The organism is Sphingomonas aquatilis, from assembly GCF_014196115.1.
Taxonomy (GTDB): Bacteria; Pseudomonadota; Alphaproteobacteria; order Sphingomonadales; family Sphingomonadaceae; genus Sphingomonas; species Sphingomonas aquatilis.
In genome coordinates, this window is the sequence record NZ_JACIDB010000001.1 from 1109393 (window position 1) to 1122812 (window position 13420).

General features: G+C 66.6%; 19 protein-coding genes. 15 read left to right on the plus strand and 4 right to left on the minus strand.

Annotated features, from left to right (window positions below; translation table 11 throughout):
• Positions 1-19: 19 nt before the first annotated feature.
• Positions 20-649, plus strand: coding sequence for a 3-isopropylmalate dehydratase small subunit (leuD, locus tag GGR47_RS05130; protein WP_147035472.1), 630 nt, complete (start codon positions 20-22; stop codon positions 647-649).
• Complete coding sequence (locus GGR47_RS05135) at positions 612-1610, plus strand: NADPH:quinone oxidoreductase family protein (protein WP_183949445.1); 999 nt, start codon at positions 612-614, stop codon at positions 1608-1610. Before leuD ends, GGR47_RS05135 begins: the two co-directional genes overlap by 38 nt.
• A gap of 22 nt (positions 1611-1632) precedes the next feature.
• Here the strand turns inward: GGR47_RS05135 and GGR47_RS05140 are convergent, their stop codons facing one another.
• On the minus strand, positions 1633-1776 hold the full coding sequence (locus GGR47_RS05140; RefSeq protein WP_167509711.1) for a hypothetical protein: 144 nt from the start codon (positions 1774-1776) through the stop codon (positions 1633-1635).
• Positions 1777-1989: 213 nt separating this feature from the next.
• Here GGR47_RS05140 and GGR47_RS05145 point away from each other — a divergent pair, with 213 nt between their 5' ends.
• The 8 genes from GGR47_RS05145 (at position 1990) to nadA (ending at position 8066) form a co-directional block, all read left to right on the plus strand.
• On the plus strand, positions 1990-2313 hold the full coding sequence (locus GGR47_RS05145) for a DUF1476 domain-containing protein (protein ID WP_024310502.1): 324 nt from the start codon (positions 1990-1992) through the stop codon (positions 2311-2313).
• An 8-nt stretch (positions 2314-2321) separates the two neighbouring features.
• The gene (locus GGR47_RS05150) at positions 2322-2552 is read left to right on the plus strand and encodes a BolA family protein (RefSeq protein ID WP_020486447.1); all 231 of its coding nucleotides are present in this window, start codon (positions 2322-2324) and stop codon (positions 2550-2552) included.
• An 11-nt stretch (positions 2553-2563) separates the two neighbouring features.
• On the plus strand, positions 2564-2890 hold the full coding sequence (grxD, locus tag GGR47_RS05155; RefSeq protein WP_017978331.1) for a Grx4 family monothiol glutaredoxin: 327 nt from the start codon (positions 2564-2566) through the stop codon (positions 2888-2890).
• Positions 2891-3328: 438 nt separating this feature from the next.
• On the plus strand, positions 3329-3697 hold the full coding sequence (locus GGR47_RS05160; RefSeq protein ID WP_017978332.1) for a BlaI/MecI/CopY family transcriptional regulator: 369 nt from the start codon (positions 3329-3331) through the stop codon (positions 3695-3697).
• Positions 3694-5334 carry a M56 family metallopeptidase gene (locus GGR47_RS05165; RefSeq protein ID WP_147035471.1) on the plus strand — a complete coding sequence of 547 codons (1641 nt, stop codon included), beginning with the start codon at positions 3694-3696 and terminating at the stop codon, positions 5332-5334. The genes GGR47_RS05160 and GGR47_RS05165 overlap by 4 nt, the downstream gene beginning before the upstream one ends.
• Before the next feature lie 99 nt (positions 5335-5433).
• Positions 5434-6291 carry an MBL fold metallo-hydrolase gene (locus GGR47_RS05170; protein WP_147035469.1) on the plus strand — a complete coding sequence of 286 codons (858 nt, stop codon included), beginning with the start codon at positions 5434-5436 and terminating at the stop codon, positions 6289-6291.
• Entirely contained in the window at positions 6273-7007 is a 735-nt protein-coding gene (locus GGR47_RS05175; RefSeq protein WP_147035467.1) for a DUF4230 domain-containing protein, read from the plus strand. Before GGR47_RS05170 ends, GGR47_RS05175 begins: the two co-directional genes overlap by 19 nt.
• A 45-nt stretch (positions 7008-7052) precedes the next feature.
• Positions 7053-8066, plus strand: a complete 1014-nt coding sequence (gene nadA, locus GGR47_RS05180) for a quinolinate synthase NadA (RefSeq protein WP_017978336.1) — start codon at positions 7053-7055, stop codon at positions 8064-8066.
• Between the two features lie 4 nt (positions 8067-8070).
• Here nadA and GGR47_RS05185 read toward each other — a convergent pair whose 3' ends face one another.
• Positions 8071-8220, minus strand: coding sequence for a hypothetical protein (locus GGR47_RS05185; RefSeq protein ID WP_167509710.1), 150 nt, complete (start codon positions 8218-8220; stop codon positions 8071-8073).
• A gap of 72 nt (positions 8221-8292) precedes the next feature.
• Here GGR47_RS05185 and nadC point away from each other — a divergent pair, with 72 nt between their 5' ends.
• The 3 genes from nadC (at position 8293) to GGR47_RS05200 (ending at position 10363) form a co-directional block, all read left to right on the plus strand.
• Positions 8293-9138 (plus strand): carboxylating nicotinate-nucleotide diphosphorylase, encoded by an 846-nt coding sequence (nadC, locus tag GGR47_RS05190; protein ID WP_147035465.1) that lies wholly within the window; start codon positions 8293-8295, stop codon positions 9136-9138.
• A 68-nt stretch (positions 9139-9206) separates the two neighbouring features.
• Positions 9207-9653: a hypothetical protein gene (locus GGR47_RS05195; protein WP_017978339.1), complete on the plus strand. Its 447-nt coding sequence runs from the start codon at positions 9207-9209 to the stop codon at positions 9651-9653.
• Complete coding sequence (locus GGR47_RS05200; protein ID WP_147035464.1) at positions 9650-10363, plus strand: ribonuclease T2 family protein; 714 nt, start codon at positions 9650-9652, stop codon at positions 10361-10363. The genes GGR47_RS05195 and GGR47_RS05200 overlap by 4 nt, the downstream gene beginning before the upstream one ends.
• A gap of 39 nt (positions 10364-10402) precedes the next feature.
• On the opposite strand, the gene GGR47_RS05205 is transcribed toward GGR47_RS05200, so the two are convergent.
• On the minus strand, positions 10403-10807 hold the full coding sequence (locus tag GGR47_RS05205) for a DUF4112 domain-containing protein (protein ID WP_147035463.1): 405 nt from the start codon (positions 10805-10807) through the stop codon (positions 10403-10405).
• A gap of 38 nt (positions 10808-10845) precedes the next feature.
• Complete coding sequence (locus tag GGR47_RS05210) at positions 10846-12291, minus strand: ABC transporter substrate-binding protein (protein WP_147035461.1); 1446 nt, start codon at positions 12289-12291, stop codon at positions 10846-10848.
• A 199-nt stretch (positions 12292-12490) separates the two neighbouring features.
• On the opposite strand from GGR47_RS05210, the gene GGR47_RS05215 reads away from it, so the two are divergent.
• Both GGR47_RS05215 and GGR47_RS05220 read left to right on the plus strand, forming a co-directional pair.
• Positions 12491-12811, plus strand: coding sequence for a hypothetical protein (locus GGR47_RS05215; RefSeq protein ID WP_147035459.1), 321 nt, complete (start codon positions 12491-12493; stop codon positions 12809-12811).
• A 361-nt stretch (positions 12812-13172) separates the two neighbouring features.
• Entirely contained in the window at positions 13173-13367 is a 195-nt protein-coding gene (locus GGR47_RS05220; protein WP_147035458.1) for a hypothetical protein, read from the plus strand.
• Positions 13368-13420: the final 53 nt, after the last annotated feature.

A 13420-nucleotide genomic window follows, 5' to 3' on the forward strand; every position in this document is an offset into this window, starting at 1 on the left:
CGACCCAGCGCTGACGCCGATGCAGCCCGTCACGACCGTCAGTGGCACCGCCTATCCCTGGGGTGCCAAGAATATCGACACCGACATCATCATCCCAGCGCATTGGCTGAAAACCATCACGCGCTCCGGGCTCGGCCGCGGCGCATTCGAAACGGTGCGCGCGCAGCCGGGTAACGTCTTCGACGATCCCCGCTATGCCGGCGCGCCGGTCCTGATCGCCGGCGACAATTTCGGCTGCGGATCGAGCCGCGAACACGCCGCCTGGGCGCTCGCCGACATGGGCGTAAAAGCCGTCATCGCGCCCAGTTTCTCCGACATCTTCTCCGGCAACGCCTTTAAGAACGGCATCGTCCCGGTAGTGCTGCCGCAGCAAGCGGTCGACCGGCTGGTCGAGGTGGCGAAGGAGCAGCCGATTACCGTCGATCTTGAGACGATGACGGTCACGACCCCCTATCAGGATCGCTTCACCTTCGAACTCGACCCGTTTCGTCGCCGTTGCCTGATGGAGGGGCTGGACGAAGTCGGTCTGACACTGGCAAGAGATACCGCGATTTCGAAATTCGAAGGTGCGGTCGAGCAGAGCCGCCCCTGGATCGGGAGTAGGAGCGGGTATGCGAGCATTGCTGTCGAAGGCGCCGGGCGGACCTGAAACTCTAGAGCTGACGGAATCGCCGGATCCCGTACCTGCCAAGGGGCAGGTGCTGGTCGCGGTGAAGGCCTGCGCGATCAACTATCCCGATGTCCTGATCATCGAGGACAAATATCAGTTCAAGCCGCAGCGCCCGTTTGCACCCGGTGGTGAGATCGCGGGCGTGATCGAGGCGCTGGGCGAGGGTGTCACCGACTGGCAGGTCGGCGATCGCGCGATGGGCGTGATCGGCCACGGCGGCCTTGCGACCAAGATCGCCACCGAGCCGCAGCGCCTCTACCGCTTGCCCGAAGACCGTAGCTTCGCCGAGGGCGCGGCACTGATCCTTACCTACGCCACCACCATCCATGCGCTGCTCGACCGCGGACGCTTGGCGGAAGGGCAGTCGCTGCTCGTGCTTGGCGCGGCCGGCGGCGTCGGCCTTGCGGCGATCGAACTCGGCAAGGCCTATGGCGCGCGGGTCGTCGCGGCGGTGTCGTCGGAGGAAAAAGCAGCGGCTGCCAAGGCTGCGGGCGCGGACGAAACGATCCTCTATGGCCGCGCGCCGTTCGATAAGGATCAGTCCAAGGCGCTCGCCGAACAATTCAAGGCGGCGGGCGGCCGCGGCGGCTTCGATGTGATCTACGATCCGGTGGGCGGTGACTATGCCGAGCCGGCGCTGCGCTCGATCGCCTGGGAAGGGCGCTATCTGGTCGTCGGTTTCCCGGCGGGTATTCCAAAGCTGCCGCTCAATCTCACTCTGCTGAAGAGCTGCGATGTCTGCGGCGTGTTCTGGGGCGCGTTCGCTGCCCGTGATCCGCAGGCGAATGCTGCGCATGTCGACACTTTGTTCCGTTTGTGGCGGGAGGGGCGCATCGCGCCGCGCGTCACGGAAACCTTTGCGTTCGAACGGGGTGGCGATGCGATCGCCAAGATGGCCGCACGCGGGGCGATCGGCAAACTGGTGGTCGAGGTCGGTTGACCTCGGCCACCGGGCGGGGCGGTTAGCGTACCGCGAATACGACAGCCAGGATCATCGCCCACAAGAAGAGCGAGATCCCCGTGCCGATCATTACGCCGGTCAGCGGCGTGGCGCGGTGGTCGTGAGTGCCGGAATGTGTGCCGGCGATGAGAGGCGCGTTGGTCATTGTCCTTCTCCAGCGGGTCGATCTTTACGTCGTACCCTATATTCAATATCTCATAACCCGCTTAACGGTTCCATAACGTAGGCGTTACGTTTTACTTATTTTGCATGTCCCGTCTCGAGGGCTGATCGTGCGGCACAGCAGCGTGCGTTGCGCGGGCGGTCACCCGCTCCTATGTGGAGACCGAAGTAGACCGACCCGGGGGAAATGGCCGCGATGACGATGTTCGACGATCGGGAAAAGGCATTGGAAGGGCAGTTCGCCCGCGCCGAAGAAATGGCATTTCGCATCACCGCGCGCCGCAACCGTCTGCTGGGCCAGTGGGCCGCGGAATTGATGGGTTTGACGCCGGAGGAAACGGATTCCTACGCGAAGTCGGTCGTGCAGGCGGATTTCGAGGAAGCGGGCGATGAAGACGTGGTTCGCAAGTTGCTGGGTGACCTCACCGCCGCGCGTGTCGAGACCGACGATGCCACCGTGCGCCGCGCACTCGCCGACAAGGCGATCGAAGCGCGTCGCCAGTTGATGCAGCCGGAGTAAGTACCGCGATGCCGATGGCCGCTGACGATATCGCCGCGCTGATCCGCGCCGCCATTCCCGATGCCGAGGTCGAGATCACCGATCTTGCCGGCGACGGAGACCATTATGCCGCACGCGTCGTGTCGGCGAGCTTCGCGGGCCTGCCGCTGCGCCAGCAGCATCAGGCGGTCTATGCGGCGCTCGGCGGCCGGATGGGCGGCGAACTCCATGCGCTGCAACTCAAGACCGCAGCAGCCTGAGGATAGAGACCATGACCGACGATACCCACGCCCGCATCGACGCCGTCGTTAAGAACAACGCCGTGGTGCTGTTCATGAAGGGCAGCCCGCTGTTCCCGCAGTGCGGCTTTTCCAGCCGTGCGGTGGCAATCCTCGACCATCTCGGCGTCAGCTACGAAAGCGTCGACGTGCTGCAGGACCAGGCGATCCGCCAGGGTATCAAGGCCTATTCGGATTGGCCGACGATCCCGCAGCTCTATGCCGGCGGCGAATTCATCGGCGGGTCAGACATCATGATGGAAATGTACGAAAGCGGCGAACTGGCGACGCTGCTGAAGGGCGAAGCCGCCGCGCAGTAAGCGCGGGCTTCGATGCCTGCCCGGCGAGATCGGGCATCGGGCGGGCGCCGTATGGCGTCCGCCTTTCTGTTTTTGTGGCTGTTGTGCGCTAGGTTCGCTAGCGGTCTGGCGGTCCGGTAAGAGAGGATCGGCCTCGCGTGGCCACGTCGGCCGGGTGCGGGTGGGCCGGTACGTGATACGATCCCGCGGCTGGCCCACCCTGCTGAAGCGTCGAACGCTCGGCTGCCCTGACATAAGCATCCGGCGTGCCAATTGCGCCAACCGACGAAAATGGCTGCACCTGCTTGGTTAACGCCACTAGGCTCGTAGACGCAGCTGTAAAATTCTTCGACAAGCGCCGCGCACCGTCGCCTCTCGCGGTTTGGACCCGCCACGTCCCCTATTGACTACGCTCGTAATCGGAGCGATCACAGCTGTAGTCGATAGAGGAGCGTAACCGTGGCCGAACGAATCAGCGATGCCGAGCATGCGGTGATGGAGGTCCTGTGGGACGAATCGCCGCTGACTGCGCAGGACGTGGCGGAGCGGGTCGATCCGGCGCGGGGCTGGAGCGCCAATACGGTCAAGACACTGCTCGGCCGGCTGCTCGCCAAATCCGCGATCGCGCATCAGGAGGATGGCCGCCGGTATCTCTACCGCCCGATCGTTGCGCGCGACGATTACGTGTCCGGCGAATCGAAGCGGCTGATCGACCGTCTCTTCGGCGGCAAGCTGACCCCGCTCGTCGCCCACCTCGCCGAGCGTGACGAATTGAGCGCGCAGGATATCGCCGAAATCGAGGCGCTGCTGAAGGACCTGAAACAATGAGCGCGCTGCTGCCCGGCGCGCCGTTCCTCGGCTGGCTCATCGAGGCGCTGGCCGCCTCCACGCTATTGATGGGGCTAGCGCTGCTGATCCGCCGCCCGGTTCGGGAGGCATTCGGGCCGCAGATCGCCTATGCGCTGTGGGCCTTGCCACTGCTCCGCCTGTTGCTGCCGCCCTTGCCGGCAGGCCTGCGGCAGGCGGCAGCCACCCCGCTCAGCCAGGCGAGCGAGACGATCACGATCATGGTCGTGGGGCAGGGCGCCACCGCGGTCGCGCCCGCCGTCGCACCACTGGCCGAAGGTGCGCCGATCGCCTGGGGCCCGATCGTCGGTGGAACGCTGGCGCTGCTGTGGGGCGTCGGCGCGCTCGGTTTCCTGCTGTGGCATCTCACGAGCCATACGCGCTTCTGCCGTCGCCTGCTCGGCACCGCCGCGCACGTCGAGGAGATGCGAGGCGTGCGCGTGATCGCCAGCGATGCGGCGCCCGGGCCACTCGCCTTCGGCGTGCTCCGCCGCTATGTCGCCTTCCCGCTCGACTTCGCCGATCGCTACGATGCCGACGAGCGCGAACTCGCGCTGGAGCATGAGATCGGCCACCACCAGCGCGGCGATCTGATCGCCAACTGGATCGCCCTGGCGGTGCTTGCGCTCCACTGGTTCAATCCCGTCGCCTGGCGCGCCTTCCGCGCCTTCCGCGCCGATCAGGAGCTGGCCAACGACGCCCGCGTACTCGCCGGCCGCTCCGCCATCGACCGTCACGCCTATGCCTGCGCCATCGTGAAGGCCGCGCACGGCGGGGCCGTGTCCGCCGCCTGCCACCTGCACACCATCGACGATCTGAAGGGGAGAATCCGTATGCTGACCACCATGCCGCGTTCGCGTCGGCGTCTCGCGACCGGGGGCGTGCTGATGTCCGCCGTCGTCCTTACCGGCCTTGGTCTCACCGCCTCGGGCACCAGCGCTGCCAAGGCGATCAGCGGCAAGGTGGGCGATACGATCGGCGTCGATCTGCAAGCGCAGCCGCCGGCGCCGCCGGCCCCTCCCGTCGCTCCCGCGCACCCGGCACCCGCTACCGCGCCCGATGTGGCGGCGATCGCGGCCGTGCCGGCGCCTCCACCGGCTCTCGAGGCGCCCGACGCGCCTGCCGCACCGCCCGTTCCCGCAAAGGCGCGCCGCGTCGTGATTAAGACGGAGAAAGACGGCAAGACGGCGACCTTCACCTCCGACATTAACGGCCATTTCGATGACGCCGCGATCGAGAGGATGGTGGCCGACGCACAGGCGAACACGCCCGAGGTGACGTCGCGCAACTGCACCGACGGCGTCGATGGCAACCCGCGCAAGTTCGTGATCCAGACGGTCAGGAACGGCAAGCGCGCGATGATCGTGTGCAATAATCGCATCGAGGCGGCATCGGCGTCCGCTGCAGCGGCCGGTGCCTATGCGACTGCCAAGGCGGGTGTGATGCTTCACTACAAGCGCGACGCGCTGCAAACGGCGCTGTCGAGCGTCATGGTGACGCGCGCCAGCATCGCCAATAACGCCAGCATCCCGCCCGCCGATCGCGCCTCCGCCCTGAAAGATATTGATGACGCGCTGGTCGAGCTGCGCAACGAGATGGCGGATATCGGCAAGGACTGACGTCCCGATCCGATACCGGCCTCGAACCTCCCCGCGCACGGTCCCGCGTGGGGAGGTTTTGCTTGCGCCCAGGGCCACCGCACGCCACATCCATGGACAATGCCCGCGCATCCGACCGGAATCCCGATCCGGCTCGAGCCGCTCGTCACCCGCGTGCTCGCGCCCAACGCCTCGCCCTACACGTATAGCGGCACGCAGACGCACGTCGTCGGCACCACCGATCTTGCGATCATCGATCCGGGTCCCGATGATCCCGCGCATATCGCCGCCCTGCTGGACGTTGTCGCCGGCCGGCCCGTGACGGCGATCGTCATCACGCATCATCATCGCGATCACAGCCCCGCCAGCCGGCCGCTCGCCGCCACCACCGGCGCGCCGATCGTCGGCCCCCGCGCGCACCATGTCGCGGACGATGCCCTGCCTTTGGATGCCGCCTTCGACGCCGATTACGCGCCCGATCGCGTGCTGGAGGAGGGCGACACCGTCAGCGGCGATGGCTGGACATTGCGCGCCATCGCGACGCCCGGACATACCTCCAACCATCTCGCCTATGCGTTGCCCGAAAGCGGCGCGCTGTTTTCGGGCGATCATGTGATGGGCTGGGCGACCAGTGTCGTCTCGCCGCCCGATGGCGACATGGGCGACTATATGGCGAGCCTCGACAAGCTGATGGGTCGCGACGATCGCGTCTATTATCCGGGCCATGGTGAGGCGGTGGACAATCCGCAGCGGCTGGTGCGCGGCATGCTCGGCCATCGCAAGCAGCGCGAAGGGCAGATCCTGCGCCTGCTCCGCGAAGCCCCGATGGCCATCCCGGCGATGACCGCGCGCATGTACGTCGGGCTCGACCCACGGCTGCTCGGCGCGGCGGAGCGATCGGTGCTCGCGCATCTGTACGACCTGCGCGATCGCGCACTGGTGGAGGAGGAGGGAGACGCATGGCGGATCCGCGCGTGATCGATCCCGCAACGCCGCCGGCCCGCGGATCGATCGGATCGTTTCTGGGCAAGGCCGCGGGCGTTATCGTCCTGCTGGCGCTCGCGGTGCTGCTCGGCCTGTGGGCGATCCAGCGCTATGTCGAACGGCGGCTCGCGCCCGATCCCACCACGGTCGCCAGCGCCAGCCTGCAGGGATTGCGCGAACAGAACCGGCTGTCGGCCTTCGCGGCGCGCTTCGTCGCCGTCTCTACCTCACGCCAGTCGCAGCTTGGCCTGTCGACCGAAAAGACGCTGATCATGCCGGGCACCGTTCGCTACGAAGTGGACCTCGCCAAGCTGACGCCCTCCGACGTTATCTGGGACGCTGGCACCAAGACGCTGTCGGTGCGCCTGCCGCCGGTGGAGATCGACGGGCCGCAGATCGATCTGGCGCAGCTGCGCGAATATGGCAGCGGCGGCATCCTGTCGCACGTCACCGATGCCGAGGCGCAACTCGATACGGCCAACCGGCGGGCCGGGCAGGCCGAACTGGTGCGGCAGGCGCGCGACGCTGCTCCGATGAAGCTCGCCCGCGATGCGACGCGCCGCGCGGTGGAGACCAGCTTCGCCATGCCGCTGCGCGCTGCCGGGATCGACGCCCAGGTGAAGGTACGCTTCGCCGATGATCCGACGCCAGCGGGCGAGCGTTGGGATACCAGCCGGTCGTTGCAGGAAGTTCTTGGCAACGCAGAGTGAGGCCCGGCGTTGAGCCCGGCGTGGGTATCGCCTAACGGGGGTGTCATGGAACTGACGACCAATCTGGCAGGGCTGGACCTGCGCGCCGAGATCGACCGCCTCCGCAAGGAGCGCAACGCCGTCATCCTCGCGCATTACTATCAAAAGCCCGAGTTGCAGGACCTGGCCGATTTCGTCGGTGACAGTCTGGATCTCAGCCGCAAGGCGCAGGCGACCGATGCCGACGTCATCGCCTTTTGCGGTGTGCGCTTCATGGCGGAAACTGCGAAGATCCTCAGCCCCGACAAGACGGTGGTGCTGCCCGACATGGATGCCGGGTGCAGCCTGGAAGACAGCTGCCCGCCCGAACAATTCGCCGCCTTCCGCGCCGCGCATCCCGATCACATCGCGCTGACATACATTAACTGCTCGACCGAGGTGAAGGCGCTCAGCGACATCATCGTCACCTCCTCGTCCGCGGAAACGATCCTCGCCCAATTGCCGCGCGATCAGAAGATCATCTTCGGCCCCGACCGCAATCTCGGCGGCTACCTCCAGCGCAAGACCGGGCGCGAGCTATTGCTCTGGCCGGGCGTGTGCATCGTGCATGAGGCATTCAGCGAGACCGAGCTGCTGAAGCTCAAGGCGCAATATCCCGGCGCCCCCGTCGCGGCGCACCCCGAATGCCCCGCGGTGATCCTGGATCACGCCGATTATGTCGGTTCGACGCGCGGCATCCTGGAATATGCCAATGCGATGCCCGGCGACACGCTGATCGTCGCGACCGAGCCGCACATCATCCACCAGATGGAAAAGGCGATGCCGACCAAGCGCTTCATCGGTGCGCCGGGTGCGGACGGCAATTGCAACTGCAACATCTGCCCGTACATGGCGCTCAACACGCTGGAAAAGCTGTATATCGCCCTGCGTGACCTCACGCCGCGCATCGAGATCGAGGAAGGGCTGCGGATCAAGGCGAAGAAGAGCCTGGATGCCATGCTGGCGCTCGCCTCGACCAGCGTCGGCAAGGGCGATCTGGGGCCGGCGCCGGTGGCGCCGGTCCCTGTCACGGGGGACTGACGCGTCAGCGCGACGATGTCGGGGTCGACGCGCCGAGAAGTTCGTGCGCGGCACCGAGGTGGATCGCCACCATCGTCAGCTCCAGCGTATCGGCCAAGGCCAAAGCAGCCGCGAGCAACCGGCGCAATTCGGCCTCGTCAGCATCGTCATCCATCTGTCGCCCTCCCGTTCCCGTCACATGTGATCGCCGCTTTTCCTTCCGGCCCCCCAATAGGATGATCCAGCCATGCGCTTCCGTCTGGACGGCTTCGATACCGACGCCTTTATCGCCGCCACCCTGGCGGAGGACCTGGGGGAGGCGGGCGATATCACCTCTGCCGCGGTGATCCCGGCAGAGGCGCGCTTCGCCGGCGTGATGGACACGCGCGAGGCGATCGTGGTCGCGGGGCTGGGCCTGGCGGAGGGCTTTTTTCACGCGCTCGATCCGCAGGCGGTGATCACGCCGCTCGCGGCCGATGGCGATCGTGTGCCGGCCGGCACAGACCTGATGCGGATCGAGGGATCGGCGCGTGCGATGCTGACCGCCGAACGCTCGGCGCTGAACACCGTGCAGCATCTGTCCGGCATCGCTACGCTGACCCGTCAGTACGTCGATGCGATCGCGGGTACGGGCGCGACCCTGCTCGATACGCGCAAGACGATCCCGGGGCTGCGCCGGCTCGAAAAATACGCCACGCGCGTCGGCGGGGCGCAGAACCATCGCATGGGCCTGTGGGATGCCGCGATGATCAAGGACAATCACGTCGCGGTCGCGGGCGGCATCGCCGCGGCGGTCCAGCGCGCGGTTGGCGCGGGGATCGAGCGGATCATCGTCGAGGTCGATTCGCTCGACCAGATCGCGCCTGCATTGGACGGGGGTGCGACGCATCTGCTGCTCGACAATATGGCCCCCGATATGCTGCGCCAGGCGGTGGCGATGATCGGTGGCCGTGTGCCGACCGAGGCGTCGGGCGGCGTCCGTCTCGACACGATCCGCGCCATCGCCGAAACGGGCGTGACCTATATTTCGGTGGGGCGGCTCACGCAGTCGGCGCCGGCGGCGGATATCGGGCTGGATTTCGCGCTGCTGTGATCGTGGCGGCTTGCACGGCGCCGCTGCGCGGCTAGGCTGCCGCGCATCTGTTCTGCTTGGGGGCACCCATGATCAAACCACCGTCGATCGCGCGTTTCGAACAATTCTACTGGGCCTCGGTCATCCTCGGCCTGATCAACACCGCCCTCAACTGGAAGACCTCGCAGGCGCTGATTGCCGCCAATCCGGTCCTCGCCGGCGCCAGCTGGATCGTGCCGGTAACGCAAGTGATCGGCCTGATTATCGCCGTGCTGCTCTGGTTCTTCATCGTCCGCCGGCCCAGCGTCGTCGCCAAGTGGATCCAGGTCGTCTTCGCTGCTCTCGGCGCGTTCGGCATAGCCTCGGCGCTGTTCATGCTGGCGATGGGGCGTGTGCCGGTCACCATCCAGGTCGTGCTCGGGCTCGTGGCCAACATTCTCTACATCGCCGCCGCGGTGATGCTGTTCAAGCCGGACGCCAAGGAATGGCTGGGCGAGGGGCGCGACCCCGACGATATCGAGGCGCCGCGCGTATGATCGGCCGGCTTCTGCTCGCCGCCACGGCGATCGCGGCGCCGGCCGCGGCTCAGGCGCAAAGCTATCGCTGCTCGGCCCCGACCCAGATCGATCGGCCACGCCCCGATCTGGCCGACGCCCGCCAGCCGCAGCGGCTGCTGCCGATCGGCGGCTATACGCTGGCGATCACCTGGGCCCCGCAATTCTGCCACGAGCATGCGCGCGACGCCTCGGCCCGTTTCCAGTGCGGTAGCGGCAATCGCTTCGGCTTCACGCTGCACGGCCTGTGGCCGGATGGCGTGGGCAAGGACTGGCCGCAATATTGCCAGGCGACGCCGCTGCTGTCGCGACAGGTGATCCAGCAGAACATCTGCTCGACGCCGTCGGCGCAGCTGTTGCAGCACGAATGGTCGAAGCACGGCACCTGCATGTCGGGCTATACGCCGGAGCGCTATTTCGCGCAGTCCACCGGCCTGTACGCGAAGCTGCGCTATCCTGACATGAATGCGCTGTCGCGTCGTCCGCTGACCGCGGGCAAGCTGGCGCAGGCGGTGGCGGATGCCAATCCCGGCCTCACCGCCGACATGATGCGGATCACCGCGAACCGTCGCGGCTGGCTGGACGAAATCTGGCTCTGCCTCGACAAGACGTTCCGTTACCAACGCTGTCCGGCGCATCAGGGCGGACTGGCGCCTAATGCCAGCGTGAAGATCTGGCGCGGCATGCGATGATCCCGTTGCCGTCCGGGCCGGTACGCACCGGCCCGGCGGTCAGCCGATGATCGCCGCCGTCGCCGGGTGATGACGGTCCAGATGCTTGCGGATGATCCGCAGGTTGCGCGTGTTGGATCGAAAGAAGAAATCGGGCACCGCGCCGACGAAGGGGATGAGGCCGAGCGCCCAGTCGATCCCGACATTGCCGAACATCCGCGCCATCTGCAGCTTCGACATGCCGAGGTTGCGCGCCTCCCAGACCAGCCACGACCCGATCAGCGCCGCGATCGTCGTCCCGACGACGGGCACGAGGTCGAGCAGCACGTCCATGCCAACCTTGCGATTGGTGCCGGGCAGCGTGAACAGCCCCTCCATCACGCGTTCCATCGCTTCCAGGCGGATGCGGACCGAGGCGGCGTCACGCCCGGTCGGCAAGGCTGCGATCAGCGGACGCATGTCCATGGGACGGGGCCGGCGGGGCGTGGTCTGTGCCATGCCGCTTAATTGGTGTCGTCGCGCAGCCGGTTCAACGGGTGCCAGGCGCGCGTGTTCGGGCGCCACTGCCTCAGCCGCAGCGCGACCAGCGACCAGCGCAAGGGCCGCGCGATCGGGATGAAGGCGGTGTCGACTGCCAGCGCCGCATCGGCCTGGCCGATCAGCCGGGCGCGGTCGGCCATCGTCGGCGCATCGCGGGCGGCGATCAGTGCGGCACGGGCCTCGTCCCCGCACGGCGCACAGGCGGTGGCGAGATACCAGCGCGCGCTGTCATAGGGGGCGACCTGATCGACGAGGCGCAATTCGGCGGGGGCGGTCATCGCGACGCGTTCCGGCGTGATCCCGATCGCATAGAGCGCCGCGGCCATCTGACCATAAAGCAACGTCGCGCCGGGCCCCGGCGGCAGGGCAATCCGCATCCGCACAGGCGCACCGAACCCGGCGACCCGCGCCTGAGCGTCCGCGATCCGCTGCTCGGGCGACAGCAGCGCCCAGCCGGGGATGGCGGGTGGGGCGCCGGAATCGAGCGACTCTGGCAGGATGCGCTCGGCCGTTTCCCAGCCCGGCATCACCGCCGCGGTCACCGCGGCGCGATCGATCGCGCCGTTCAGCGCGGCGCGATTGCCGGGATCGGCAAGGAAGCCGTCTCGTGAGGCGATGGCGAAGCCGAACAGGCCGACGGCGGGATCGAGGCGGAGATTGGCCGGCGCGACCTGTGCCAGGCTGAGCAGCGGCCAGTCGGTGAAGGTGCCGCCGGTGACGTAATCCGAATCGCGGGCGACGAAGCGGACGATGGCGCGTGCCGCCCGTTCGCCGATCAGCCGCACGTCGTCTTCCGGGCGGGTCGTGCGGTGATCCTCGGGATCGGCGCGCGTCCGGTCGAACGCCGGGCGGAGCAACAGGCTGCGATGGGCGGCGCTGACGATCCGCATCGGTCCCGCGCCGCCCGCACTGCCGATCCCGCCGCTGCGCCACAGCGCGAGTTCGGGCTGGGCGAACAGCTTGAGCAGATCGGGGCGAGGGCGCAGCAGCCGCACTTCGATGACCTGCGGCGTCATCGTGACGATCTCGTCGATCGCCGTCAGGAACGGGGCAAGGGGGTTGCGCGAGCCGGGGGCGATCTGGCGCCGCAACTGCGCGACGACCTGGTCGGCGGTGACCGCGCTGCCATCGGGCCATTGGCCGTCGCGGAGCCGGAAGATGTAGCTGGTGCCCTGATCGATGACGATCCAGCGTTCGGCGAGCCCCGGTTCGATCTGGCCGCTGGCGTCGAACCGCACCAGCCCCTCTGCCGTCGCATCGAGCAGCAGCCGGGTCGGCGTATTGGGCAACGTGCGGCTGGGATCGGCAAGCCGCGGTGCGGTGCCGATCGCGCTAGCGACGACCGGCCCCGAATCGGGCCGCCGGTCGCAACCGGCCAGCGTCGCGGTCAACGCCAGCCCAAAAGCCATGGTGCGGACGGCGGGACTCGAACCCGCACTCCATAGGAAGCCGATTTTAAGTCTATGGTTTCTCAGTTCCCGACCGTTCCGCAGCGTTCCCGACTCGGCAGATATGCGTCGGCTTCCTGATCTGTTCTGCCGCTGGTACATTCCCGGAACTTCCGTGTAATTCCCGGCCGAATTACACAGGAATTTACAGGGGGGCCACATGAAGGTGAAGCTTGCGACAACGGGGAGAGTGATCGAGTTGCGTCGCTTCGGCCCGTGGTGGAAGCCGTGGGACCGACGCGGCACCCTCCGCATCGATCACATAACTGGCCTGCATGAAGTCACTCCGGCTTTGGCCCGCAGGCTCAGCGACTATGATTTGCACCTCATGCCGAAGGTGCGCACCAATGACAGTGTGTTGCATACCGTATTGGAGGCAGAGCAGCGCCGCCGGGAGGGGAAGACGGCGAGGCAGGCCTTGGCCGTGTCGATCCTCTCGCTTTTGGTGGCGTTCGCCGCCGTCGCTTTGAAGGTGAGCTAGCCGAAAATGGATCAGCCCGTCAGCCCAGTCAAAGGCATCCGCGAACGCGACGCAGTCAACGGTTACATCGTCGTCGCGGACCACAATTTTTCACGTGCCCGCTACGAGTATCTCGTGACCCGGCGCGATCAGATGCAAGATCGGCTTAGGTTTGGAGCAATGGCGCTCAACGGGGCCTCTCTTGCCGGGCTGATGGCCGCTATGGGGGGCGATGGAAAGGCGGCTAGTTGGGCGGGCCTGAGCGGAACAGTAGCGCTGTGGTCGGCTACGGCTTTCATCCGGTATAACGTGTGCAGGCATTGCCGCTCTGATCGCGTCGAACAAGTACACAACGGAATCTGGCGATGCCTTCAAAAGGTACATGACCGCAAAACGGCTCGCCGCGACATACGAGGGTGGTGATTGGGATCAGGCGGGCGCCGCGATGAACGAGCATCACGAATCACCGCTTGTTGACTTCCAGTATTCCGCCGCATCAGTCGCCTTCCAGAACGTCGCTCATGGCTGCTGGCTCGCGGGAATATGCCTGCCGGTCGTGACAAAATTGCTCGCATGATCGCCCGACGAATAACGCTTTGGTTATGGTGCCATTCCAAGTTCAGACTGCTG

Excerpts from the sequence above, each read along its gene's own strand:
- leuD (WP_147035472.1), top strand. The coding sequence starts at position 20 with ATGCAGCCCGTCACGACCGTCAGTGGCACCGCCTATCCCTGGGGTGCC.
- GGR47_RS05135 (WP_183949445.1), top strand. The coding sequence starts at position 612 with ATGCGAGCATTGCTGTCGAAGGCGCCGGGCGGACCTGAAACTCTAGAG.
- GGR47_RS05140 (WP_167509711.1), bottom strand. The coding sequence starts at position 1,776 with ATGACCAACGCGCCTCTCATCGCCGGCACACATTCCGGCACTCACGAC.
- GGR47_RS05145 (WP_024310502.1), top strand. The coding sequence starts at position 1,990 with ATGACGATGTTCGACGATCGGGAAAAGGCATTGGAAGGGCAGTTCGCC.
- GGR47_RS05150 (WP_020486447.1), top strand. The coding sequence starts at position 2,322 with ATGCCGATGGCCGCTGACGATATCGCCGCGCTGATCCGCGCCGCCATT.
- grxD (WP_017978331.1), top strand. The coding sequence starts at position 2,564 with ATGACCGACGATACCCACGCCCGCATCGACGCCGTCGTTAAGAACAAC.
- GGR47_RS05165 (WP_147035471.1), top strand. The coding sequence starts at position 3,694 with ATGAGCGCGCTGCTGCCCGGCGCGCCGTTCCTCGGCTGGCTCATCGAG.
- GGR47_RS05170 (WP_147035469.1), top strand. The coding sequence starts at position 5,434 with ATGCCCGCGCATCCGACCGGAATCCCGATCCGGCTCGAGCCGCTCGTC.
- GGR47_RS05175 (WP_147035467.1), top strand. The coding sequence starts at position 6,273 with ATGGCGGATCCGCGCGTGATCGATCCCGCAACGCCGCCGGCCCGCGGA.
- nadA (WP_017978336.1), top strand. The coding sequence starts at position 7,053 with ATGGAACTGACGACCAATCTGGCAGGGCTGGACCTGCGCGCCGAGATC.
- GGR47_RS05185 (WP_167509710.1), bottom strand. The coding sequence starts at position 8,220 with ATGGATGACGATGCTGACGAGGCCGAATTGCGCCGGTTGCTCGCGGCT.
- nadC (WP_147035465.1), top strand. The coding sequence starts at position 8,293 with ATGCGCTTCCGTCTGGACGGCTTCGATACCGACGCCTTTATCGCCGCC.
- GGR47_RS05195 (WP_017978339.1), top strand. The coding sequence starts at position 9,207 with ATGATCAAACCACCGTCGATCGCGCGTTTCGAACAATTCTACTGGGCC.
- GGR47_RS05200 (WP_147035464.1), top strand. The coding sequence starts at position 9,650 with ATGATCGGCCGGCTTCTGCTCGCCGCCACGGCGATCGCGGCGCCGGCC.
- GGR47_RS05205 (WP_147035463.1), bottom strand. The coding sequence starts at position 10,807 with ATGGACATGCGTCCGCTGATCGCAGCCTTGCCGACCGGGCGTGACGCC.
- GGR47_RS05210 (WP_147035461.1), bottom strand. The coding sequence starts at position 12,291 with ATGGCTTTTGGGCTGGCGTTGACCGCGACGCTGGCCGGTTGCGACCGG.
- GGR47_RS05215 (WP_147035459.1), top strand. The coding sequence starts at position 12,491 with ATGAAGGTGAAGCTTGCGACAACGGGGAGAGTGATCGAGTTGCGTCGC.
- GGR47_RS05220 (WP_147035458.1), top strand. The coding sequence starts at position 13,173 with ATGACCGCAAAACGGCTCGCCGCGACATACGAGGGTGGTGATTGGGAT.